At 35.0% G+C, this 22,545-nt stretch carries 21 protein-coding genes and 2 pseudogenes; 4 read left to right on the forward strand and 19 right to left on the reverse strand.

The features are described 5' to 3' along the window. Window positions 1-40 precede the first annotated feature (40 nt). The 6 genes and pseudogenes from ACYVEC_RS27095 to ACYVEC_RS27120 form a co-directional block, all read right to left on the reverse strand. The gene (locus ACYVEC_RS27095) at window positions 41-1,174 is read right to left on the reverse strand and encodes a TIGR04053 family radical SAM/SPASM domain-containing protein (protein ID WP_460509276.1); all 1,134 of its coding nucleotides are present in this window, start codon (window positions 1,172-1,174) and stop codon (window positions 41-43) included. 288 nt (window positions 1,175-1,462) lie between these two features. After that, window positions 1,463-3,508, reverse strand: a complete 2,046-nt coding sequence (locus ACYVEC_RS27100; protein WP_460509243.1) for a class I SAM-dependent methyltransferase — start codon at window positions 3,506-3,508, stop codon at window positions 1,463-1,465. A 329-nt stretch (window positions 3,509-3,837) separates the two neighbouring features. Next, window positions 3,838-4,218 carry a BA_1872 family lipoprotein gene (locus ACYVEC_RS27105; protein WP_063224278.1) on the reverse strand — a complete coding sequence of 127 codons (381 nt, stop codon included), beginning with the start codon at window positions 4,216-4,218 and terminating at the stop codon, window positions 3,838-3,840. 68 nt (window positions 4,219-4,286) lie between these two features. After that, window positions 4,287-4,579 (reverse strand): annotated as a pseudogene (locus ACYVEC_RS27110) (DUF4176 domain-containing protein). A 1-nt stretch (window position 4,580) separates the two neighbouring features. Continuing rightward, window positions 4,581-4,790 (reverse strand): hypothetical protein, encoded by a 210-nt coding sequence (locus ACYVEC_RS27115; RefSeq protein ID WP_063224279.1) that lies wholly within the window; start codon window positions 4,788-4,790, stop codon window positions 4,581-4,583. Between the two features lie 603 nt (window positions 4,791-5,393). Beyond that, entirely contained in the window at window positions 5,394-7,022 is a 1,629-nt protein-coding gene (locus ACYVEC_RS27120; protein WP_063224280.1) for a peptide ABC transporter substrate-binding protein, read from the reverse strand. Between the two features lie 236 nt (window positions 7,023-7,258). On the opposite strand from ACYVEC_RS27120, the gene ACYVEC_RS27125 reads away from it, so the two are divergent. Continuing rightward, on the forward strand, window positions 7,259-7,570 hold the full coding sequence (locus ACYVEC_RS27125; RefSeq protein ID WP_063224286.1) for a lumazine-binding protein: 312 nt from the start codon (window positions 7,259-7,261) through the stop codon (window positions 7,568-7,570). A gap of 56 nt (window positions 7,571-7,626) precedes the next feature. On the opposite strand, the gene ACYVEC_RS27130 is transcribed toward ACYVEC_RS27125, so the two are convergent. From ACYVEC_RS27130 to ACYVEC_RS27170, 9 genes and pseudogenes are all read right to left on the reverse strand, one after another. Then, window positions 7,627-8,079 (reverse strand): SMI1/KNR4 family protein, encoded by a 453-nt coding sequence (locus tag ACYVEC_RS27130; protein WP_063224281.1) that lies wholly within the window; start codon window positions 8,077-8,079, stop codon window positions 7,627-7,629. Window positions 8,080-8,172: 93 nt separating this feature from the next. Next, window positions 8,173-8,775 (reverse strand): annotated as a pseudogene (locus tag ACYVEC_RS27135) (WXG100 family type VII secretion target); the annotation flags it as partial. A gap of 142 nt (window positions 8,776-8,917) precedes the next feature. Next, window positions 8,918-10,243: a bifunctional S-methyl-5'-thioadenosine deaminase/S-adenosylhomocysteine deaminase gene (locus tag ACYVEC_RS27140; RefSeq protein ID WP_142332868.1), complete on the reverse strand. Its 1,326-nt coding sequence runs from the start codon at window positions 10,241-10,243 to the stop codon at window positions 8,918-8,920. Between the two features lie 53 nt (window positions 10,244-10,296). Further along, window positions 10,297-10,656: a YunG family protein gene (locus ACYVEC_RS27145; RefSeq protein ID WP_063222689.1), complete on the reverse strand. Its 360-nt coding sequence runs from the start codon at window positions 10,654-10,656 to the stop codon at window positions 10,297-10,299. A 27-nt stretch (window positions 10,657-10,683) separates the two neighbouring features. Then, window positions 10,684-11,127, reverse strand: coding sequence for a GNAT family N-acetyltransferase (locus ACYVEC_RS27150; protein WP_063222688.1), 444 nt, complete (start codon window positions 11,125-11,127; stop codon window positions 10,684-10,686). A 236-nt stretch (window positions 11,128-11,363) separates the two neighbouring features. Next, window positions 11,364-12,878 carry an acetyl-CoA hydrolase/transferase family protein gene (locus ACYVEC_RS27155; RefSeq protein WP_063222687.1) on the reverse strand — a complete coding sequence of 505 codons (1,515 nt, stop codon included), beginning with the start codon at window positions 12,876-12,878 and terminating at the stop codon, window positions 11,364-11,366. Between the two features lie 127 nt (window positions 12,879-13,005). Further along, window positions 13,006-13,650 (reverse strand): LytTR family DNA-binding domain-containing protein, encoded by a 645-nt coding sequence (locus tag ACYVEC_RS27160; protein ID WP_063222686.1) that lies wholly within the window; start codon window positions 13,648-13,650, stop codon window positions 13,006-13,008. Window positions 13,651-13,861: 211 nt separating this feature from the next. Further along, complete coding sequence (locus tag ACYVEC_RS27165) at window positions 13,862-14,551, reverse strand: 5'-methylthioadenosine/adenosylhomocysteine nucleosidase (RefSeq protein WP_063222685.1); 690 nt, start codon at window positions 14,549-14,551, stop codon at window positions 13,862-13,864. Window positions 14,552-14,675: 124 nt separating this feature from the next. Then, entirely contained in the window at window positions 14,676-15,599 is a 924-nt protein-coding gene (locus ACYVEC_RS27170; RefSeq protein WP_063222684.1) for an alpha/beta hydrolase, read from the reverse strand. A gap of 207 nt (window positions 15,600-15,806) precedes the next feature. On the opposite strand from ACYVEC_RS27170, the gene ACYVEC_RS27175 reads away from it, so the two are divergent. Beyond that, window positions 15,807-16,568: a DODA-type extradiol aromatic ring-opening family dioxygenase gene (locus tag ACYVEC_RS27175; RefSeq protein WP_098557105.1), complete on the forward strand. Its 762-nt coding sequence runs from the start codon at window positions 15,807-15,809 to the stop codon at window positions 16,566-16,568. 48 nt (window positions 16,569-16,616) lie between these two features. Here the strand turns inward: ACYVEC_RS27175 and ACYVEC_RS27180 are convergent, their stop codons facing one another. The 3 genes from ACYVEC_RS27180 to ACYVEC_RS27190 all read right to left on the reverse strand — a co-directional run bounded on the left by ACYVEC_RS27180 (window position 16,617) and on the right by ACYVEC_RS27190 (window position 19,586). Beyond that, window positions 16,617-17,831: a multidrug efflux MFS transporter gene (locus tag ACYVEC_RS27180; protein WP_063222682.1), complete on the reverse strand. Its 1,215-nt coding sequence runs from the start codon at window positions 17,829-17,831 to the stop codon at window positions 16,617-16,619. Between the two features lie 167 nt (window positions 17,832-17,998). Further along, complete coding sequence (locus tag ACYVEC_RS27185; protein ID WP_063222681.1) at window positions 17,999-18,850, reverse strand: GNAT family N-acetyltransferase; 852 nt, start codon at window positions 18,848-18,850, stop codon at window positions 17,999-18,001. A 19-nt stretch (window positions 18,851-18,869) separates the two neighbouring features. Beyond that, on the reverse strand, window positions 18,870-19,586 hold the full coding sequence (locus ACYVEC_RS27190; RefSeq protein WP_063222680.1) for a DUF554 domain-containing protein: 717 nt from the start codon (window positions 19,584-19,586) through the stop codon (window positions 18,870-18,872). Window positions 19,587-19,798: 212 nt separating this feature from the next. Between ACYVEC_RS27190 and ACYVEC_RS27195 the strand changes: the two genes are divergently transcribed. Then, window positions 19,799-20,902, forward strand: coding sequence for a CapA family protein (locus ACYVEC_RS27195; protein WP_460509251.1), 1,104 nt, complete (start codon window positions 19,799-19,801; stop codon window positions 20,900-20,902). A 52-nt stretch (window positions 20,903-20,954) separates the two neighbouring features. Next, window positions 20,955-21,182 (forward strand): hypothetical protein, encoded by a 228-nt coding sequence (locus ACYVEC_RS27200; RefSeq protein WP_063222678.1) that lies wholly within the window; start codon window positions 20,955-20,957, stop codon window positions 21,180-21,182. A gap of 90 nt (window positions 21,183-21,272) precedes the next feature. Here the strand turns inward: ACYVEC_RS27200 and ilvA are convergent, their stop codons facing one another. After that, complete coding sequence (ilvA, locus tag ACYVEC_RS27205) at window positions 21,273-22,535, reverse strand: threonine ammonia-lyase IlvA (RefSeq protein ID WP_063222677.1); 1,263 nt, start codon at window positions 22,533-22,535, stop codon at window positions 21,273-21,275. Window positions 22,536-22,545 lie beyond the last annotated feature (10 nt).

The raw sequence follows: 22,545 nt of genomic DNA on the forward strand, positions 1-22,545 counted from the left end.
ATACATTATAAGACATTAAAAAAGGGATATGAGCAAGCTCTTACTCATGTCCCTTTTTTACGTTCTTTTTCTGTTTTCGCAATGCTTTTGGAATGTATACGCAGAAAGGTTCGCTTTCCATGTAATCCCCCGTCATTGCATATGCTCTAGAACGAGATTCCCCACAAACATATCGAAACTCACAAACACCACACTTCCCCTTATACTTGTCAGGATTACGAATATTTTGAAAAACAGGGGAGTTTCGATAGATTTCAGCTAGCGATGTTGTTCTGATATTCCCGGTTTTAATCGGCAATAACCCACTTGGATATACATCTCCAATATGAGAAATAAATACAAAACCGTTTCCATCATTCACCCCTTTTGGAGCACGCCCAAGCCCATCAACTCGCCCAGTCGTCCCATTCATCAATACATCCTGATATTGAATGACCTGATTTTCCTTTTTATGTTCTTTCATTTTTTCTTGAATCACAACACGTCTATAGTGCTGACCAGCTGTTGTTTTAATATCAAAAGAAACCTTTTTACTAAGCTGATATAGCCAATGGAATACCCTTTCATGTTGGGCTGGTGAAATCATATCTTTTTCCTTACCTCGCCCTGTTGGAACTAAGAAAAATATACTCCAAAGTACACATTCTAATTCTTCTATTAACATTGCCATCTCTTCAAGTACATCCACATTATAATTAGAAACAACAGTATTAATTTGAATAGGAATTTTTAATTCATGCAAATAACGAATCGCATTCATCGTTAATTGAAATGAGCCTTCTGTCCCTCTAAAATGATCGTGTATTTCAGCTGTTGTTCCATCTAAACTAAATGCCCATCTAGCAAGTCCTACTTCTTTTGCTTTTTGAATCGTTTCTTTCGTAACGTTCGGAGTAGCACTTGGCGTCATAGATACTCGAACACCTTTTTTCACTGCATATTCCGCAATATCATATACATCTGGACGCATTAATGGATCTCCACCAGTAAATACAAGCATTGGATTTTCCATTTCATATATATCATCGATTAGTTTTTTTCCTTCTCCGAATGTTAGCTCTAGAGGATGACGATGATACTGTGCTTCTGCACGACAATGCAGACATTTTAATTGACATGCTCTTATCAACTCCCATATTACAATAAATGGATTTTTATTAAAATCACGATTCATCAAGATTAACCCTCCCATCAATTGATATTCTAATTGTAAAGTTATATATGTATTTATGGTGTGAGATGCATCACATATCATACTCTTCCTACCCTGTTGTTGATCTAATGTCTCTACCTTCCTCTTCAACAATTACAGAATCTCTTTTTTCAATATAAATACCCCTTTAGACTAAATTATCTAAAGGGGTAAAACTACACAACTTTTTATAAACATCGCGGCTTTCTTCAACACATCAAATTTAAATTAAGTTTTTTAAAATTGTATTTTTAAAGGTTTTCAACAGCATTACCTCTTTTCTAAAACCATAAAGAACGTACTATCTGGTAACGCAACCGCATTCCCAGACTCATCTGTAAAATCGATTTTCTCGCTAAGATGATTTGTATATCCATCCTGCAAATAGTTCATAGCTTGAACAATGTTTACTCTATCTCCAAAAATCCCCTTTACGAAATCCTTATAGTCGTTTGGCGTAAAGATTCCAAACTGCTCCTGCACTTCATGAACGAAGGAGTCCTCGCCCCAAGTATACGTATATAAAAACTCCATTGCATCATTAACAGACATTTTGACTGTATTGTCTGCAAGTACCTCATAATGGATTATACGCCCCTTAAATTCTTGGACATACTGCTCTAAGAACTTCATTCCGCCTGCATCTTTAAAACGAATCACCCGCATTAACCTTTTATCTTCGGTCATGATGCCATCACGAATGATAATACGACCTCCTGGCTTTAACACCTCATAGGCACTCTGCAGCCCTTTTTTAATTACTTCATGATTGAATTTCTTACCTTCATACTCGATATAAGAGAACAGCTCATGAAGGATAGAAGAATATACAATCGTATCAACCGATTCTTTTTCAAACGAGCTGCGTAAGTTGATTGCATCCCCTTTAATGACGTCCCAAGAACGCCCCTCGTTCTGCTTCTTCTTTTTCAACGTATCAATCACGTTTTCGGAAATATCGATACCGTAGATTCGTTTATCCTCGTTCTCTTCTTCGATCATGTCTAACATGACACCACCACCGGCTCCGACATCTACAATCGTATCTCCCTTTATATAATCAAGAATAATTCGTTTATCATCAGCTGAGCTATTCATATGCTCCAGATACACTTCTTCGTTATGGAATCTATCATATGCATCCTTACGTAACCCGAAGAAATCAAACAGCAGCACATTTGCCCGAGCATGCATCATATCTATCTTTTCTGCCTCTACACAGAAGGTAATTAAAGCCTCACCTACAGCAGAAAACTGAAACGACACATACGCAGTCTTCATATCTTCATCGACTTTAACCTCAAAAGAAACATGTGTTGTATTCGGCTTCTCGTTCTCACGGTACTCCCGTAGATACTTCTCAATAACCCGCTTACGATACACGTTGTCCTTTTTCTCGCCTTTGAAATCATAGTGCAACTGCTGCATCAATTTCTCGAAATGTATATGCTGAACCTTTCTAGTGCCTATCTCGTTCTTTAACATAACAAAAACTGTCCAAATATCCTCAAAGCTAAGAGCATGCATAGACGGTTCTACATACCACAAATCCTTATCGGATAAGAATGTTTGAACGTCACCCTTCTCGCTCCCCATAATTATATCTTTTTCAAATGCTGACTCCTTATGTTTTGGCGTGAGTCTATGTATGCGAGAAGTAAATGGCTCCACATAACCATCAAATAGACCATCAATTGTAATCTTCACATCGTTCTTTACTTCACTCCACAAGGATTTTGATACGCCCTCAATAATACATTGGTTAAGATAGTATAGAATCTCTTTTAACCTAACGTCCCCGTACTCTTCTTTATACGTGTTAATCAAATCAACATGAGAGCCCAAACGAGCCTCCCCGCGTATATACTGCCCGATTAATCCATGTGTTCTAATTAAATCTCGAACAAACAAATACTCAGTAGAGTTTAAATTTGTCTCTATACGTTCGTTAAACTGAATATCACTAAAGATATCAGCAGAACCCTCGTTATGTACCAATAGATTAATCCCGCTTTTCTTCCATTGCTCCCGCTGTTTTAAAGATCCTACCTTTGCAAGCTCACTATACGTTAGTACCCTTTCAATAATACGATACGCTTCTTCATCTAAAGGCAACCCATCTAACACTTGCAGCGTACGGTGTACATAGTACAACACCGCATCTGTTTTTAATGCACCAAGTACTTGTACATTCTCATAGTTTTGATGTATCTCCTCTGCCTCGATTAGATGCTTTAACCACGTAGGGAGAGCATCAGAAATCCCTTCAATGTATGTATTTAGAACTTCAATGTTTTTCAACTTATTTACCCCCATATATAATCAATATCTGTAGTGAGTTCTGAGATACCTTCTCCAAAAAGAGCGTCACCTTATGTCCCTCCCCCTAAATGCTACTACTTGCTTTTTACCATCTACACCTCTTTCAAATACAAATGCATCAAACCCAGTCTTTTTATTATGTAAAAGAGAGTTATCAATTTCGTTACTAACATGCCAAGGTTGTAACACATTCTTTTGTTTATCTCTTATTTTATCTTCATTAGGAATTTCGGAGGATCACTTCTTAAATTGATAAACGTATGTTGTAACAGAATCAACTGAAAATTGAAACGGCAAGCGGGTGCACTCCACTTGCCGTTTTTTCATAGCTTAGTATGTACTTGAATTTCTTTTGCTTTCTCTTTTTCACCCTTCACGCGTACAATTAAATCATATGATCCGGATTTTGGCGCTTCAAAAGAAAGCAAGCCTTCTTTTTGAGAAGTGACTTCTTCTTCATAAATAACCTTATCACCTTTTGTAACTTGCAATAAAATCGTACCTTCTTCAACGGCTGCTTCATAAGGGATTTCCACATTTCCTTTTTCAGCTTTAAGCGTTTGTACATCGTAATACCCTTGCAGGGAACCAATTTTCAAAGTCGTTTCGCCATTTTTTTGAACCTTTGTAACTTGTGTTGCTGTATTGCACGCGCTTAGCAATACAACAAGAGTGAGGATCATAAATACACGTAGTGATTTCATAGAAATTCTCCTTTTTTATGTATATGAATTAAGATTCATTCTTTAACTATTTCAAAAATACCAACATCTTAAAAGAATCGCTGCTTTTCTTCAATTTCTTTTTTAAATAATTTTTGAAACTCTAATTCTGTTTCATTAATAAAACCAAGATGTAACAGACTAGAAATATCTTCATAATTCAAAAAAAAATTGCACTCTGAAGAAATATTACCACGAGGGAAATAACAACATACATAATCCCATGTTTTTTTGTTTCAGAATCCATCCGTCTTCTTCCTTAAACCATTAATGGATGTTCCCAATCTTTAAACATTACAACAGATCCTATTGGAAGTAATTCTAACTCTAAATTTTGTCCCATCTTATTTCCCACCTCTTAAAATAGCTTTTTTTACAATAAAATAAGTTATAGAGAATAGTAAACAAGCTCCAATTGTACCGAAAGTTGCAATTGAAATTTTCCCTGCTAATGATTCATTTGGATCTAATGCATTAGGTAAAACTGTCCCAAAAATTGCAATGCAAGCTAATATAACCATAAAATATTTTAAATTTTTCACTTTCTTATTCATACTAATTTTCCCCTTTATTCCTTAACATTAACTTCTAAACCAAATCACCGATATCCCCAAATTAATATCCCTCCAAGTATTATACATACCAATTAATTGATATAGAAAAAGCCCCGTTCCAATCGAAACCTTAAGCTCCCATCTTTTTTTATAATACTCAAATAATTACAAACAAACTTCTCTATCAATTCATCTTAATACTCCAAATTACCTTTTAAGTATACCAAGGACAAAATATATAATCTAATATTTTTTTATATAATTAATAACAAACATAGTTACAGTAAGAGAATGCTTGTATGCTGATTTGTACTGCATTCCCTTATTCCATGTATGCTATATTTCTATTCTTCTTTTCCGATATTAAAACCCTATAAAGAATAACAACCACATTCAAGTAGCTTCTTTCTTAGCTATTTAATTTCGTTTACTACTAACTTCTTTTCACATAAATAAACTGCTCAATCTGATTTTTTTACAACTTCTTATGAATACGTACCTACAATTTTGCATTTATCTTCTATATATGTCGGGAACACCACCAAAGGATTTCCCTGCCCTCTGTAAAAAAACCTTACTTTTAAAAAGTAAGGTTTTTTGTATTTATTCATTAGTGATATAAGCATTCTTATAAGTATAAACACCACCAAATTGATGCTTTTCAATTCCCTTTACGTAATCCTTTTGTACATATGCTGAACCAATATGATACAGTGGTGCTACAGCTGCATCTTCTAATAATACCTGCTCAGCTTCTAGCAATGCTCCCCATCGTTTCTCTGGTTCTAGTACAAAATCAGTTTTCGCTTTCCTTATTAATTCATCGTAACGAGAATTAGAGTAATTCATTTTATTATTTGGATTACCCGTCGTAAATAGCTCTAAATAACTAATTGGGTCTTTATAGTCAGGTCCCCAATTTGCCATAGTTATATCGTAATCACCTGTTTGTTCTAACTGTAATTTTTGCTTAAATGGCTGTTGTTTAATTTGTATCGTTAATCCATGCAAATTCTTTTCTAAATCACCTTTTATATATTCTGCCATACGTTTTGCATTATCTTGTTCAAACGTTAAAAATTCGAAGTTTACTTGCTCTACTCCAAGCTCTTTTTTCGCTTCTTCCCAAATCTTTTTCGCATTTTGCAAATCATATGAAGAAAGATCTCCGTTTTCTTTTCTAAAATCTGTACCAGTCTCTTCATTTATATGACCAACTGGTACAAGTCCGCTTGCAGGTTTTGCCCCGTTATTAATAAAGTGAGCAACGAAATCTTCTTTATTTAACGCGAATGAAATAGCCTGACGCACTTTCTTATTTGCTAACGCATTATTTTTTTCATTAAAACGTAGCATAGCAATTCCAGGATCGCTCGACATATGTAATTCCTTATTCCCTTTATACTTGTCTACAAATTGAGAATTAATAGGCACTCGATCCAAATTACCAGCTTCGTATAAATTAACAGCCGTCATTGTATCCTTTACAATTTGAAAGTTTATCTCGTCTAATTTCACTTTCTTTTCATCCCAATATGTAGCATTCTTCTTTAATTGAAACTCTTGTTCATGCTTCCACTTCTCTAATACAAATGGCCCGTTATATATGAGATTACTAGGTTCCAATGCATAATTCTTTCCTTGTTCTTTCAAAAATGATTCATGCTGTGGTAAGTAAATCGGCAGTGCTAACAACTGTAAAAAATACGGAATTGGCTGTTCGAGTTCCACTTCTAACGTATAATCATTTATTGCTTTAACTCCAAGGTTATCAAGAGGCATTGTTCCTTTATTAATTTCTTTCGCATTTTTCACATGAAAGAGCATGTACGCATATTGAGACGCTGTTTCAGGGTTAATTGCACGTTTCCATGCAAACATAAAATCATTTGCTGTTACATTGTCACCATTTGACCATTTTGCATCTTTACGCAAATCAAATGTATATTTTTTACCATCTTCACTTCTTTTTAACGATTTTGCTACCGCTGGAATAGGCTGATCTTGATCATCTAATACATACAACCCTTCAAATATGTTTTGCATAACGTGCGCTGACGTACCATCCATCGTTTTCGCAGTATCAAGAGAAGGAATTTCTTCTGATACCGTTACATTTAATACTTGTTTTTTTGCCTCTGTTTCGCTTTTATTCGCTTTATTATTACAAGCTGTTAATAATAAAGATGTAACAAGTGCCATTACCATTAAATGACTCTTTTTCCACTTCATAAGTTGTTCTCCTTAAAAATATAATATTATAAAACGTTATATATTATAGCAGAAATACTACCAGAAAGATGCGACATTCTTTTGAATATTTATTCGTTCAAGAAAAAAGCTTTCTTTTTTAAAAGGGTACGGACTATCTTGGAATCTTTTTGATTTTTAACAAAAAACACATATAAAATAATAAGGTGAATTTTTTGGTTATAATCCCCAAATATCCAACTGGCAGTCCATCTTTAATTTTAATTACTCGTGTATCTTCTCACAGCGTATTTACAGCATGTGAAAATAATCATGATCCCGAAGAAGATGAAAAAGAAGGAAACGCAAAAGATTTCAGAGAGTTATTCACTCCTGAAGCGAAGAAAATCGTTACTTTTGTGGTCGGAAATGCAGATCTAATGAAATCAGTTAGCAAAGATCTTAAAAGCTATAAAATCCAAAAAAGTGAAGCGAAAAATGAAATTGCTACACTAACTGTTGATGCTGTATATAAAGGTAATCCTAAAAAAGTAATCGTAATTGAACTAGAGAAAACGGATGATGGTTGAAAAATTAGTAAATCATAAAAAAACGTTCTAGAATTCTAGGCCGTTTTTTAGTTCCCTCAATCTTCTTCTTCAAAATCACGTAGACTAGCAAGCAATTCTGTAAATGTTGAGCAAACAGGATATATTGCTTCCTCTATGTTTTCCTCCTCATGTTCCCAAAATACTACTGTCGGTGATTCAGGATTGCTACGGTAATCAAAACACAGATGATTCCCAAATGAATCCTTGCCAAAGGGATATACTTTATTTGCTAATCTATCTTTAATATCATCATAAACTTGAATGATTGAATTTCTACTTTCTAAATCAAAAGTTAAAAGCTTACTAAATACATTCTCATCCTGTCCGGGTACATCAAATATTTTTGGTCTTGGATAACCACTATCATATTTCTTTACACATTCTACAAAATCCATAGGGAACTTAATATTGAAATATTGTTCTACTTTCTGAATGTTTTCATCTGTAATTTCTTTTTTATTTACTCCAATCCAAGTAACGTTGCTCATATATACTCCTCCTTACTTATCGCTGTCTTTTCCCAAAATTTTATATCCGCCAGTGTGACCTGTTTTCCTATGTGTTTCATAATCAACAAGTTGCATTCGTCCTGCTTTACTAAGACCCTTATCCCCCAGAAGCCCGAGTCCTAACGTTGCTATACCATAAGCTACATAATGCTCTCTACTTTCCAGATCCCCATTCCAAAATTTATTCATAAATGTATCTGATACAGTGTTCCATGCAGCAGGAATAGTCTCCCTATAGTTTACAATCGCATCTCGCATATTAAGCCAGGTTTCTTTATCACCTAAGGATATCAGTCCTTCCCACGCATCCACTGCACCATCTACAAACCCATTAGAAATACCAGTCCACGCAGCATTTAAATCTTTTTTATTGAAAAATGACTCTTCTGATTTTGAAGGGAGTTTTCCGCACATGGCTCCTTCCTGAATATCAGAGTCAACTAAATTTCCGCCATACAATTCATCCGCTTCTCGGAATTTAACAGCTGCACGTTCTAATTCTACTGCGATTTTATCTAATTCTTGCAAAATGTTAAACATCATTGGCTTTGCTTCATCAAACATCTGATAGAAACGATCACTGCTTGCTCCGCTCCACTGAGAAGCTATATATTCAGTTTGAGAGTATAAGTCTTTATGTATATATTCTAATGATGATCTCGTATCTACATACACAGATACGCGCTACTCACAATCATTTTTTAAGCACCCCTCATAAGAAATCTATCCTTTCCCTCTTTTTATCAATATTGGCACAAAAAAGGCTCAGACACCAAAACAGGCTGTGGAGAAGACTTTCTCCACAGCCTGAAAATACTTATCTTTGTAAACCTCGTTTATATCGACTTGCTTCAAATATAATACGCTCTTCATCTAACGTTTTACATTCGCCATTCCAAACGACATGTTTTCCGTTAATAATGACATCGCTTATATCTTTTCCACTAGCAGCATATACAAGGTGTGATAACACTTCATCCGCTGGTTGTAAATGCGGCTTATTAGACGGGTCAATCGTAATAAAATCAGCACACTTTCCAACCTCAAGTGATCCTGTTTGTTTCATACCAATTACTTCAGCAGCTCCTTTAGTCGCAAGTGTAAGTGCTGTTTCAACTGGTAATGCTGTTGCATCTTGGTGAATACCTTTTTGTAATAATGTTGCTATACGCATTTCTTCAAACATATCTAAATTATTGTTAGATGCCACACTATCTGTTGCAATTCCTACTTTCATTCCTGCTTCTAGCATCGCTTTTACATTCGCTATACCAGAACCTAGTTTTAAATTACTATTCGGATTATGAGCTACTCGAACGTCATGTTCTGCTAAAAATGCACGCTCATCGTCATTTAATACTACACCGTGTGCAATAACTGTTGGTCTTTTAAACAACCCGCAACTTGCTGCATATTCTACTGGACGTTTTCCGTACTGTGCTTCAATATCACGTACTTCACGCTCCGTTTCCGAAAGATGAATATGAACCATCGTTTGATTTTCTACTGCAATACGTGCACACTCTTCTAACAGTTCTGTACTGCATGTATATGGACTATGTGGTGCAACCATCGTAGTTAACATACCACTTTCGTTATAGTAACGCTTCACATATTTCTCAGCTTCTTCAATTGCTTTCTTTTCATCTTCTTTCGTTCCAAAGCTAAATAAAGTTCTTGAAACAGCAGCTCGCATTCCGCTCTTTGATACCGTTTCCATAATTGCATCTTGATCTACTCCAATTGGATTAAACATATCAGAGAATGCTGTTGTACCACTTTTCACCATTTCAAGTAATCCTAATTCCGTACTAGCGACCGCAAGCTCTGGAGTAAATTGACTTTCAAGTGGCCAAATTCTCGTCTCAAGCCACGGCTGTAATAACATATCGTCGCCAATACCTCTTAAGAGACTCATTACAACGTGTGTATGTGTATTTACAAGCCCTGGTAAAACCCACTTTCCTTTCATGTCAATTACTTCATCTACTTCAAAATCATTAGCAAATTCCCCGCTATTTACATCTATAATTTGATCATTTTCTACAATGATATATCCATTTTCTATCACTTCATTTTGTTCATTCATCGTTACGATTGTAGCGTTTACATAAGTTGTTTTCAAAAGTATTTCCCCTTTCAACTCTATGAAGTTCCCTTTAATAAGTTACCACCATTATAGTAACTTATTAAAGATTAAGAGTCAAAAGATAATTTGAATTCTTTCGTTATCTTTTTCTTCAAAATGCTATATTGTTTTTCATTTGTATCTGCAAATGCTTCTTCTCGCTTTGATTCTACATCCGTATAATTCAGTTTTTCATTAAATTGAGCCTCTGTAAAATCAAGGCGCTGACCATCTATACAGTTATAAAAGTGCCACGCCTCTCTTACTTTTGTCTTTTTAATCTCTCCTCCGTATATGTCTTGAACGACTAGGGCTGTAACACCACATTGTCCCTTTGCTGGATTTTCAATTGTCCACTTTGAGCTTGTTTCAATCGACCACGATCTTATTAGTGCTTCACATATTTGCTTTCTCTTTACATTATCCATTCTCATCTTCTCCTGCTATTAATAGTTTTACACATCATATTTCAAAAGAGGCAGTAAACGATTCTTAAAAACAGTGGATGGTGTCTCTCCTATTAACTCTGCTCCCATTTTCAAGTAATATCCTTTTGCATTTGGATCACTATCAATCGTAAAACTTTTTAACCCTAGTTCATTTGCTTTTTCTATTACAAACTCCCAAAGTTTTTTCCCGTAGCCCTTCCCTTTGTAACGAGGATGAATGTATAGGAAATCGAGAGCTTTATCATTGCGTAAAAATGAGAAAAAACCAATCTTCGTATTATCATTTTCTAAAACATATACAAAATTATTATTTATATACTCTTCTGTAATTGTTAAATCTTCCTTACAAGCAAGTATGAATTCTTCGCTATAATTCCACGTTGCTTTTGAATGTAGTGCGAGTTCACTTAATTCATTTGCTTCACTAAATAACGCTTCTCTTATCTTCATGATTCTTTCTCCCCACCTTCGATATGTAAACTACTAAATTGATTCGGAAAGCACTTCAAAAAACCTTTTATTTTTATAAATTAGAGATTACTTTTATAAATCTTTATTATAATCAGTACGGTTTGTAACAATTTTTTTAAAGAAAAAGAACGCCATCTCTGAAAATTGGCGTTCTCTTTTTCTAAATTTCATCTTCAAACTCAGTCTTTCGTTTTTCTATTTCTTACGATACACACCTATACAGTTTCTACTACTGCTTCGAGCATCGTTCCATTTTTAGCATAATTCGTATGCCAAGAAAAAGCTTTCTCTAAAATATGAGGAGTTTGTCCGCCTCTTGTTTTTGCTTCCTCGTAATAAGCTCGTAGCTGATCACGATACATTGGATGTGCACAATTCTCAATAATGAGTTCCACTCTTTCACTTGGCGCAAGTCCTCTTAAGTCAGCAAACCCTTGTTCAGTGACAATAACATCTACATCATGTTCCGTATGATCTACATGAGAAACGAAAGGAACGATACTTGAAATGTTACCACCTTTCGCAATCGATTTAGTAACAAAGATAGCTAGACGGGCATTTCTTGCAAAGTCACCAGAACCACCGATACCGTTCATCATTTTTGTACCTAAAACATGAGTAGAGTTTACATTTCCGTATATATCTAATTCTAAAGCAGTATTAATCGAGATTAATCCAAGGCGGCGAATGATTTCAGGATGATTTGAAATCTCTTGTGGGCGCATCATTAATTTGTGACGATATTTTTCAAAGTTAGAAAATACTTTTTGCATTTTCTCCTCAGAAAGTGTGATCGAACAGCATGAAGCAAAATTGACTTTTCCAGCATCCATAAGATCAAATACCGCATCCTGTAAAACCTCAGAATACACTTCTAAATCTTCAAACTCGGAATCTAACATTCCATGAAGAACTGCATTAGCCACTGAACCAATTCCCGATTGTAACGGTGCTAAACGATTTGTTAATCGGCCCACTTTTACTTCTTCTCGAAGGAACTCTATTAAATGCTGTGCCATAATAACAGTTTCTTCATCCGGAGGAACAATTGTTGATGGCGAGTCTAGTTGGTTCGTAAACACAATCCCCTTCACCTTTTCAGCATCGATAGGAATACCAATCGTTCCAATTCGATCATTCGTTTTCACAATTGGAATTGGAAGCCTTTCTCCTTGTTTACCTGGTTCATATAAATCATGTAGTCCTTCTAGCTGCGCGGATTGTGCCATATTCATTTCAATAATGATAGACTTAGCATTTAAAGAAAACGCTAAAGAATTTCCTATTGAAGTCGTTGGAATAATCATGCCGTCCTCAGTAATCGCAACCGCTTCCAAAATAGCAAAATCTACATCCATAACGTCAGCGCGAAGTAACTCTGCTGTATGAGACAAGTGCTGATCCACAAATAAAAAGTCTCCATTATTAATCCCTTTTCGCATAGTCGCATCTGCTTGGAAAGGCAATCTTTTCCCTAAAATTCCTGCTTCCGCAAATAATTTATCTACATCAGAACCTAAAGAGGCACCAGTATACACATTTACTTTAAAAGATTTATCATTCTTAACTCGGTTTACAAGCGCAAATGGGACTGCTTTCACATCACCTGCACGTGTAAACCCACTTAAGCCTAAAGTCATTCCACTTTCAATCCATGAAGCTGCTTCTTCAGGTGTAACTACGCGATCTTTCAGACGTTGATCCCTAATTCTATCCAAATTATTCTCCATATGTAATCCCTCTCCCTGTGAATATTCATAATTATTTTACACTTTAACAGTATCCAAATAGGGATTTCAGTATACAATGCCGAAAATTCAGATAAAACAGCGAATCTAGGTTCTAAAGCAGAATAATTTAGAATCCTAGAAGCTTACGAAAATAACTGGCGTACGATTGACTAACTGGTACCCTCTCTCCGTTATCCATCGAAAGTACAAAAGTAGAATGCGTATCAGGATATATCGCTTTAATATGATTTACATTTACAATAAAGGAACGGTGGCATCTAATAAATGAATCTTTCGGAAGCAAGTATTCGAATTCTTGTAGCGAGTATTTATGTGTTCCTGTTAACTCTTCTGTATTCACATACGTCTTTTTATCTTTCGCCTCTAAATACATGACCTTTGAAAATGGAACCGGAATCCAGCCATCTGTTGTTTTTAAAGTAACGACTGACTTTCCATCCGATAAAGCTGGATAAATAGCCGTCACGCACCCTTCAAGCTTTCCATTGTTTGAAAATGGTACGGCCATCCCATGATAAGGAATACCAAAAACATCCCGATTAATAAACTCAGAAGTTTTTTGGTTCGTCACCATTGCTTTATGAGCAATCGTTCCTTCCTTAATAAGATCCCCGGTGCTTATCTTTAAATCAATTCGTTTACTTGGCCGATAGTATATATATTCTTTCGTATTTGATACAGCAATTGAAATTTCATCCGAAAATAATTCCCCAACAACATCTAGTAGTAAACCTAATGTTTTATCTTCCATTCTATTAACACCTCATTCACTATTATACTACTATTATGAATAGACAGCTGTTGCCGTGTATAAAAAATGTGATTAGAAGTTCATCTTAAAATATCGCAACTACAACTTTCAAAGCTATATCACATTTTAAAAATAGTTTCCTCAACTATTACTCCATTACCTTAAAAAACCTCACTTCAAAAAGTGAGGTTTCTTCTCATACGATATTTCTTTACTTTTTCACTAATGCTAATAACTTCTTAACAAAATGAATGGAATGATGAGAAGCAGAAACACAATTATCTTCAAACACTTCTATGCCAGACGCTTCTTCTGTATCTGTTATTGATCTCACTGCTAAAAACGGAATTGTATTTGCATAACAGACGTGAGCTATACTTGCAGTTTCCATATCTACACAAAATGGATTGTATTTAGAGATTATTTCTGTACGGCCGCTTTCACTAATAAACGCCTCCCCAGTAACAACTTTTCCAAAATAAATATTTTGGGTAAATTGATTGTTCTCAATCACTTCACGGCTCAATTCAAGAAGTGTACTATCTGTATTAAAGTACACACTTTCCATCCATGGATGATATTCAGTTAAGATCCCTTCATCAACATCGTGATATGCTATTTCTGTTGAAATTACTGTATCTCCAATTTTCAATACTTTATCAATCGCTCCTGCAACACCTGTTACAATAATATGAGTTACATCAAACTTATCGATTAATATTTGAGTTGCAATAGCTGCGTTAACTTTACATACACCACAATACAATGCAACAACTTCCACATTTTCATATTTCCCACTATGAAACGTTAACATCGCAAGGTTCGTTATTTCCTTATTAGTCATCTCTTCAATAAATGGCATAATTTCATCTTCTGATGGGCCGATAATTCCAAATTTCATATATTCATCTCCTTGAAACTATTTCTATATTTGTTTGAAGCAATTTAAAAAAAACACTTTGTCCTTATCTCTAACGAATATATAAATACAAGCCCAAACTACAAACAGTTTGAGCTTAACTTTCTTATCTATTATGCGCATCTAACCACGAAATCAAATCTTTAAATACTTCATCTCTATTCACTTCATGGAACATTTCATGTCTTCCATTTTCATACAAACGTAGTGTCACGTCTTTCACACCACATTTTTTATAGTTTTCATATACTTCTTTTACGCCTTTCCCCATATCTCCAACAGGATCACGGTCTCCAGAGAATATATGTATTGGAAGATTGCTTGGCGTCTTCTTGTATTCTTCTAGTTTATTTACTTCTAATACACCAGAAAATAATTCTCGATAGAAACTCGTCGTACAAATGAATCCACATAACGGATCCGCAATATATTTATCAACTTGATTATTATCTGAAGATAACCAATCAAAACTTGTACGATTTGGCTTAAAGTTCGAATTAAAGTTTCCGAAAGATAAAAAGTTTAACATCGGACTTTTCGTTTTTGCCCCGCGTAATTTCATTTCGATTGTTGCTACTTTATGACCAATGACTCCTAAAAACCCTGGACTCCCACCAGTTCCTGAAATAAGAAAACCATCATATAATTCGCCTCGAAGTTGCACTGCTCGTCTTGATAGGAAAGACCCCATACTATGACCAAGTATAAATAGTGGACATGTCTGTTCTTCTTTTATCATTTCCGAAACAAAGACCACATCAGACACAGCCTGATTCCATCCTATATCCGGTTCAAAATGACCATAATCTTCTTCTCTTTTTACTGTTTTCCCATGACCTTTATGATCATGCGCATAAACGCCATACCCTGCTTCTAATAACGCATCAATAAAGTCAGTATAAACACCTGCATGCTCTGTCATACCATGTGCAATTTGAATAATCCCTCGCGGATCTCCTTCTGGTAACCACTTGCGTAGATAAATTTCCGATCCATCCAATGCCGTAACGAAACTTTCCTGTACGTTCATTTCGTCAGCCCCCAAATCTTTTATGTATCTATTAAAAAAATGAATATACATTCATTATTCTTATTATGTATTATATGCAATTGCTTTCATTATGACAAATGCCGCACTTTATCGATTAGCTGTCAAACTATTATGTTGACGAATAGGAAATAAAATTATATAGTTACTTACATAAAGTAATTATTATATTTTTAGGAGGTTTCTATTATGATGCCATCATTATTTTTAGCACATGGTTCACCAATGCTCGCTATTCAAGATACAGATTATACACGCTTTTTAAAAACACTTGGAGAAACATATAAACCGAAAGCAATTGTTATTTTTACTGCTCACTGGGAAAGTGAAGTATTAACGATTTCCTCCTCAGATAACGAATATGAAACAATTTATGATTTTGGAGGTTTTCCTCCTGAGTTATACGAAATTAAATATCGCGCAAAAGGTTCTTCTAGCATTGCATCTATGCTAGAAACAAAATTTAAAAATAAAGGTATTCCAGTCCATCATAATATGACGAGAGGTTTAGATCATGGCTCATGGACACTTCTGCATCGTATGTATCCAGAAGCGAATATTCCTGTCGTACAAATATCAGTTAATCCATTTCTTCCTGCAAAAGAACAATTTAAGATTGGAGAAGCATTAAAAGGACTTGGGCAAGAAGATATTTTAGTAATCGGTAGCGGTGTTACCGTTCATAACTTACGAGCTTTGAAATGGAATCAAACCACACCCGAACAATGGGCAATTGAATTCGATGATTGGATTATTAAACATATGCAGACTACTGATAAAGATGCATTGTTTAATTGGGAAAACAGTGCGCCTCATGCACAATTAGCAGTTCCAAGAGCAGAGCATTTTGTTCCTTTATTTATCGCTATGGGAAGTGGCGATAATAAGGGTGAAGTCATTCACCGTAGTTATGAGCTTGGTACATTAAGTTATCTATGTCTTACATTTTAAAGAAAAGGATGAAGCAATCGTTGCTTCATCCTTTTTTCATTCACTTAGTTAACTAACTTCCAAATGTCGTTTCTCTGATACTTCTTCGTTCTTATTATGAAAATAAACCCAAATGCACGCGATAAATAATAGTGATGAAGTAGAGAAGAACACATATTGGAATCCTGCATGTGCTGCAATTTGTCCACCAAGTACTGGTCCAATCATATTTCCTAAAAACTGAAACGATTGATTATATCCAAATATTCGTCCGGTTACATGGGTTGGTGTATGTTGTTTTAGTAGAGTTTGTACGGAAGGTAATAATCCTGCTTGTGCGATACCTAATAAAAATCGAAGAATTAATAGTTGCCAAGCTGAGGTTACAAATGCTTGCGGAATAAAGATAATTCCTGCAGCAAACAACGCTACAACTAATGTTTTTTGAGGACCGATTTGATCTGATAATCTTCCTAGTCTTGGTGCTGCCAAAATAACTGCTAGCCCTGTCGCTGACATGACTGCCCCTGCAATCATTTCGATATGAGATGTCCCTGCCCCTTCCAAATTCTTTACGTATAACGTAATAATAGGTTGAATTGACATATTCGCAAGTTGAATAATAAATGTTGTTACAAATAAACTAATAATTAAATGCTTTGCTGGAACCATCGTCCATACTTTTTTCGGCTGTGCTTTTTTTGCCTTGGCAGAGTGATTTTCTTCATGTAAGAAGAAAAAGACGATTAGAAAAGAAAGGAATAAAAAAGCTCCTGTAACAAGAAAGACATGGCGCATTCCAATCAATTCAGATAAATAGCCTCCAAGTAATGGTCCAAGTAATGAACCGCTCACGCCACCAGTTGAAATTGTGGAAATTGCCCAACCTGAATGCTCTGTCGGAGTTTCTGCTGCAATAAATGTCATCGCCGTTGAAAGGAATCCAGATACTGCTCCCATCAAAAATCTTAGTGCGACTAATTGATATACATCCGTTACAAACCCCATAAGCGTCATAATAATCGCCATACCAAGGCTCGCGCGAATCAGCATCAATTTCCGTCCATGTATATCACCAAGCTTTCCCCATATCGGTGATACGATCGCACCCATTAAAAACGTTACACCAAATGCAAGTCCCGACCACTGTGCAATACTAGAAGTGCCAGTCACCCCTAATTCCTCAATATAAAAAGATAAGAAAGGAATTACTAGGCTCATACCGGCCGCAGTGGTAAAACAACCTAGCCAACAAATCATTAAATTTCGTTTCCAGCTGGCCATTTTCACACCTTCTTTCATTCGATACCCATTCTACACCCTTTCTTGTAAAAAGTTTAGTAATTTGCTTTATTTGTAAGACTTACTACAAAACCCGCTATTTTCCAGTAAGAATCACTACATCTCTACATTATTTTCATAATAAAACCAACTCCCATATATGGAGTTGGTTACTTATCCATTATTGGTATTAAACTAGCATCACAATTTCTCTCGTAAAACTCAATCGGACCCGCTTGTCCAACAATTGCATATGCATATCCATCTTGCTTCATACTATGTAAACAACAATGTAACAATTGATTTCCTACACCTTTCAAACGATTTTGTTTCGCTGTGCCCATCGGACCAAACAATCCCTTCTTTCCTCTCACTACATCATAACAAGCAAAACCTACTATCACTTCTTCTTGTTCTACTATGTAAATAGGTAAATTTTCTTTATATGTACGAAACCCATACTCTACCGAATGTAACCAACGTTCACCAAATTCCTCATTGACAAAGCTTGTTAATTTTTCAAAATCAGAAGAGTTAGCCTGTCTAACATGACAAGTTAAATTATTATAAGTAGGAACAAAACATTTTAAATCGACCGCTAAATCTCTTGGCTCAGCTATAATACGTAATATATCTTTTTGTATTTGTGGATTTTCAATAAACGTATCCGCGCGAAATAGTGCATATATAACATGTCCTTCATTCATTAATACTTGCCGGAAACGTTCCATACGTTTCTTCGCTATTTGTAAAACTTCTAGCATCTTATAAGATAACTTATATTGTCCTATTTTTTTATACTCTTGATTCGTTAAATCAGTTTGTTTTTGTATTGAAAGTTTTTCTAAAAAATCTGAACCCACGCTACGAAACAAATACATATACAACTCGCCACAAACGCCAGTACCTTCTTTACACATACCGATAAACAGATGAACTGGTTGAATGATATTACATTCTGCTTCTTCTGCTGCAATCTTCAATATGTTATGCACACGTTTTGTAAATTGAAATTCCTCCATATGTATCTCCATCCCCCTACTACTTTACTATTAAACCGTAACTATAAATAAGTGAAACAATGATTCCAACTACTAATATACCTGGAAGTAAATTTGCGACTTTAATTTTAATAAATCCGAGTAAATTCAATCCAATTGCGGCTATCATAATACCGCCTGTAGCTGTCATTTCCACTATAAATTGATTCATTAATTCTTTCGGGACAACACTATTAATTTGTGTTGCAAAAACTGCAATACCACCTTCATATAAAATGACTGGAATCGCTGAAAACACTACGCCAATCCCTAGAGTTGTCGTTAATATAATAGAAATAAATCCATCGATAATCGCCTTTGTAAATAAAATATCATGATTTCCGCGAATCCCACTGTCAAGTGCACCAAGTATCCCCATCGCACCAATTGCAAAAATAAGAGTAGCTGTTACAAAACCTTCTGATATGCTTCCTTTTCCTTTCGATCCAACTTTATTTTCTAGCCAATCTCCTAACAGTTTTAACTTTCCCTCTAATTGTAGCCATTCCCCGATGACGGTACCAATCACTAAACTTAAAATGACAACAAGAAAATTTTCACTTTTCAATGCCATTTGAAGTCCAAGCGCAGTAACCGCTAAACCGATTGCGTGCATTATGGTTCCCTTCATACTTTCTGGAATCTTACTAAATAATTTACCAAGTAAAGTACCAAATATAATACAAATCCCATTTACAACTGCCCCTAATATAACCATCTCTCGTTCTTCACCCTTCTAATTCTTTATTTCTATATTTTGGTTTATACATTGATTTACAGGTTATCTATATGTTAACTTAATATTGAGAATATTAACAAATGTTTTTCACTACATAATCCGCATTTTTTTGTATCTGCACATAAACCAATTATTTTTTATAGACTCATTGCTAATTTAATTGCGGGATAAACTCAAAAGGGAAGGTATTTATGAAAACTTTACTAAAACGATTTTTGTTAATAGCCTTTTGCATTACACCAATTGTTGTATTAATTAACCACTCTTTTACTTCAAAAGCGAAAGACAAACCCAATTTCCAAAACAAATCTAACAAAACCGCTTCAACAAGCGAGAAGAAAATAGAAAACCCGGAAATTACACTCACCTTTTCTGGTGATACAATGTTAGATTGGCAATTACGTCCGGTAATCGAAAAAAACGGGGCTGACTACCCATTCCAACATGTAAAAGAAGAAATAAAAAAAGCTGATATTTCTTTCGTTAATTTAGAGTCAGCATTTACAACGAAAGAAAAGAAAGCACCTGGACAGCTATTTTGGATTAAAAGTGATCCATCCACACTACAAGCGATTAAAAATACTGGATATGACATCGTAAATATCGGGAATAATCATACACTTGATTATGGTCAAGAGGGATTATTAGATACAATCTCTCATGTAGAAAAATTAAAGTTCCCTTATATTGGCGCCGGAAAAAATGCAAAAGATGCATATACAGCACGAGAAATAATAGTAAAAGGGAAAAAGTTCAAATTCCTTTCCTTCGTTCGATTTATGCCTGACTTTACTTGGGTAGCTGGTGAAAATAAGCCTGGTGTTGCAAATGGATATGATTTAAACCTTGTAACAAAAACAATTAAAGAACAAAAACAAGATGCAGACTATTTAATTGTCTATATGCATTGGGGCGTTGAAAAATCAAATCGTCCGGTAGAATACCAAAAACAATATGTACCTAAAATGGTTGAAGCAGGAGCCGACGCGATTGTGGGAAGTCATCCACATTGGTTACAAGGGTTTGAATATTATAATAACGTTCCTGTCGCTTACTCATTAGGAAACTTTTTATTCCCAAGTTATGTGAATGGAAAAAGTGCCGAAACTGGCGTATTAACTTTAACTTTTAAAGGAAAGGATGTCCAAATGTCATTCAACCCTTACATCATTCGTAATAATCAAATTTCCCCTGTAAATGAGGAGGAAAAGAGAAAAGCTCTACAATATTTACAAACAATTTCAACTGATGTAAAAATTGATGATACAGGGAACATAAAAAACACCCGCAACTAAACAACGCAAGATCTATTTCTCTGTAACATACTTTACAGAATAGGTGATGAACATGCTGAAAGACTTATTAGAAAATGTAAGTTTGTTAGAGAACATTTATAAAATGTCTATTGCGGTTCTACTTTTATGTTCAGTTTTCTCTGTTAGACTTCTAAAAAAAATAAAACGAGAACGAAAACTTACTACTTTTGAATTCACTATGTATGTAATCATTCGTATTGCGATACTCTTTTGGTTAACTAGCTTTATCCTTCTTGAATATGGAAATTATTTAGTTTAATTGTAAAAAAGATAGAACAAGCAGCGTTTCCCTTGCTTGTATCTATCTTTTTTGTTTCAATTACAACTGTATGCTAACCCTTTCCTTCTATTAAATAAGTAAATCAAATAAAACAGGATTTTTATTAAGCTCCACAAATTGAATATTATTTTCTTTAAAACGAGTAATTAATTGCTCATAATCCTCTTTATGTTTTAACTCTACTCCGACTAGTGCTGGACCATTTTCCTTATTATGTTTCTTAATGTATTCAAAGCGCGTAATATCATCTTCTGGTCCTAATCCTTTATCAAGAAATTCTCTTAGCGCTCCCGAACGTTGCGGGAATTCAATGATGAAATAATGCTTTAACCCTTCGTAAATGAGAGAACGTTCTTTCATTTCTTGCATTCTATCAATATCATTATTCCCACCACTTAATGTGCATACAACTGTTTTACCTTTAATTTCATCCCTATATAGATCAAGTGCTGCAATAGAAAGTGCACCAGCAGGCTCTGCTACAATTGCATTTTTCTTATACAGTTCTAAAATCGTCGTACAAACCTTTCCCTCTGGTACTAAAACAATGTCATCAATGACATCTTTACAAGTTTCAAATGTTAACTTTCCTACCTTTTTAACAGCTGCCCCATCAACAAAACTATCTATTTTCTCCAAAGCGACATTTTCATTTTGAAGAAAAGCCTCTTTCATAGATGCAGCTCCCATTGGCTCTACACCAATGATCTTTGTAGCAGGACTAACACCTTTTACATATGTACCAACACCTGATGCTAATCCACCACCGCCGATTGCTGTAAAGATATAATCAACCGATTTCTCCATATCATGCATAATTTCAACTGCCACTGTCCCTTGACCAGCAACGACATACGGATCATCAAACGGATGAACAAACGTCATTCTATTTTCTTCACAATAGCGCTGTGCTTCTTGGAAAGAGCTATCAAATGTATCACCAACTAATACAATTTCCGCAAAATCACCACCGAAAAATTGTACTTGTGATACTTTTTGTTTAGGTGTCGTCGTCGGCATGAAAATTTTTGACGGAATCTTCAATAAATTACATGTATAAGCAACTCCTTGCGCATGATTACCGGCACTTGCACACACAACACCATTTTGTAATTGTTCTTTTGATAAACTTTGAATTAAATTGTACGCACCCCGAATTTTGAAGGAGCGAATCAATTGTAAGTCTTCTCGTTTTACATAAACGTCACAATCATATTTCTCAGATAGAACTGTATCACGTTGTAACGGTGTTTTAATAACGATGTCTTTCATGCAATTATGAGCCATTAAGATATCTTCAATTTTCACTCTTTCCTTTACTTTCTGCACCATTTTCTATCAT

The sequence above is a fragment of the Bacillus sp. MN7755 genome, from assembly GCF_054771475.1.

What these genes read in the sequence shown, in the direction of transcription:
- ACYVEC_RS27095 (WP_460509276.1), bottom strand. Translation starts at nt 1,174, where the DNA reads ATGAATCGTGATTTTAATAAAAATCCATTTATTGTAATATGGGAGTTG.
- ACYVEC_RS27190 (WP_063222680.1), bottom strand. Translation starts at nt 19,586, where the DNA reads ATGGTTATATTAGGGGCAGTTGTAAATGGGATTTGTATTATATTTGGT.
- ACYVEC_RS27105 (WP_063224278.1), bottom strand. Translation starts at nt 4,218, where the DNA reads ATGAAATCACTACGTGTATTTATGATCCTCACTCTTGTTGTATTGCTA.
- ACYVEC_RS27175 (WP_098557105.1), top strand. Translation starts at nt 15,807, where the DNA reads ATGATGCCATCATTATTTTTAGCACATGGTTCACCAATGCTCGCTATT.
- ACYVEC_RS27160 (WP_063222686.1), bottom strand. Translation starts at nt 13,650, where the DNA reads ATGGAAGATAAAACATTAGGTTTACTACTAGATGTTGTTGGGGAATTA.
- ilvA (WP_063222677.1), bottom strand. Translation starts at nt 22,535, where the DNA reads ATGGTGCAGAAAGTAAAGGAAAGAGTGAAAATTGAAGATATCTTAATG.
- ACYVEC_RS27185 (WP_063222681.1), bottom strand. Translation starts at nt 18,850, where the DNA reads ATGGAGGAATTTCAATTTACAAAACGTGTGCATAACATATTGAAGATT.
- ACYVEC_RS27170 (WP_063222684.1), bottom strand. Translation starts at nt 15,599, where the DNA reads ATGAACGTACAGGAAAGTTTCGTTACGGCATTGGATGGATCGGAAATT.
- ACYVEC_RS27200 (WP_063222678.1), top strand. Translation starts at nt 20,955, where the DNA reads ATGCTGAAAGACTTATTAGAAAATGTAAGTTTGTTAGAGAACATTTAT.
- ACYVEC_RS27100 (WP_460509243.1), bottom strand. Translation starts at nt 3,508, where the DNA reads ATGGGGGTAAATAAGTTGAAAAACATTGAAGTTCTAAATACATACATT.
- ACYVEC_RS27120 (WP_063224280.1), bottom strand. Translation starts at nt 7,022, where the DNA reads ATGAAGTGGAAAAAGAGTCATTTAATGGTAATGGCACTTGTTACATCT.
- ACYVEC_RS27145 (WP_063222689.1), bottom strand. Translation starts at nt 10,656, where the DNA reads ATGGATAATGTAAAGAGAAAGCAAATATGTGAAGCACTAATAAGATCG.
- ACYVEC_RS27195 (WP_460509251.1), top strand. Translation starts at nt 19,799, where the DNA reads ATGAAAACTTTACTAAAACGATTTTTGTTAATAGCCTTTTGCATTACA.
- ACYVEC_RS27115 (WP_063224279.1), bottom strand. Translation starts at nt 4,790, where the DNA reads ATGAATAAGAAAGTGAAAAATTTAAAATATTTTATGGTTATATTAGCT.
- ACYVEC_RS27155 (WP_063222687.1), bottom strand. Translation starts at nt 12,878, where the DNA reads ATGGAGAATAATTTGGATAGAATTAGGGATCAACGTCTGAAAGATCGC.
- ACYVEC_RS27130 (WP_063224281.1), bottom strand. Translation starts at nt 8,079, where the DNA reads ATGAGCAACGTTACTTGGATTGGAGTAAATAAAAAAGAAATTACAGAT.
- ACYVEC_RS27180 (WP_063222682.1), bottom strand. Translation starts at nt 17,831, where the DNA reads ATGGCCAGCTGGAAACGAAATTTAATGATTTGTTGGCTAGGTTGTTTT.
- ACYVEC_RS27165 (WP_063222685.1), bottom strand. Translation starts at nt 14,551, where the DNA reads ATGAAATTTGGAATTATCGGCCCATCAGAAGATGAAATTATGCCATTT.
- ACYVEC_RS27150 (WP_063222688.1), bottom strand. Translation starts at nt 11,127, where the DNA reads ATGAAGATAAGAGAAGCGTTATTTAGTGAAGCAAATGAATTAAGTGAA.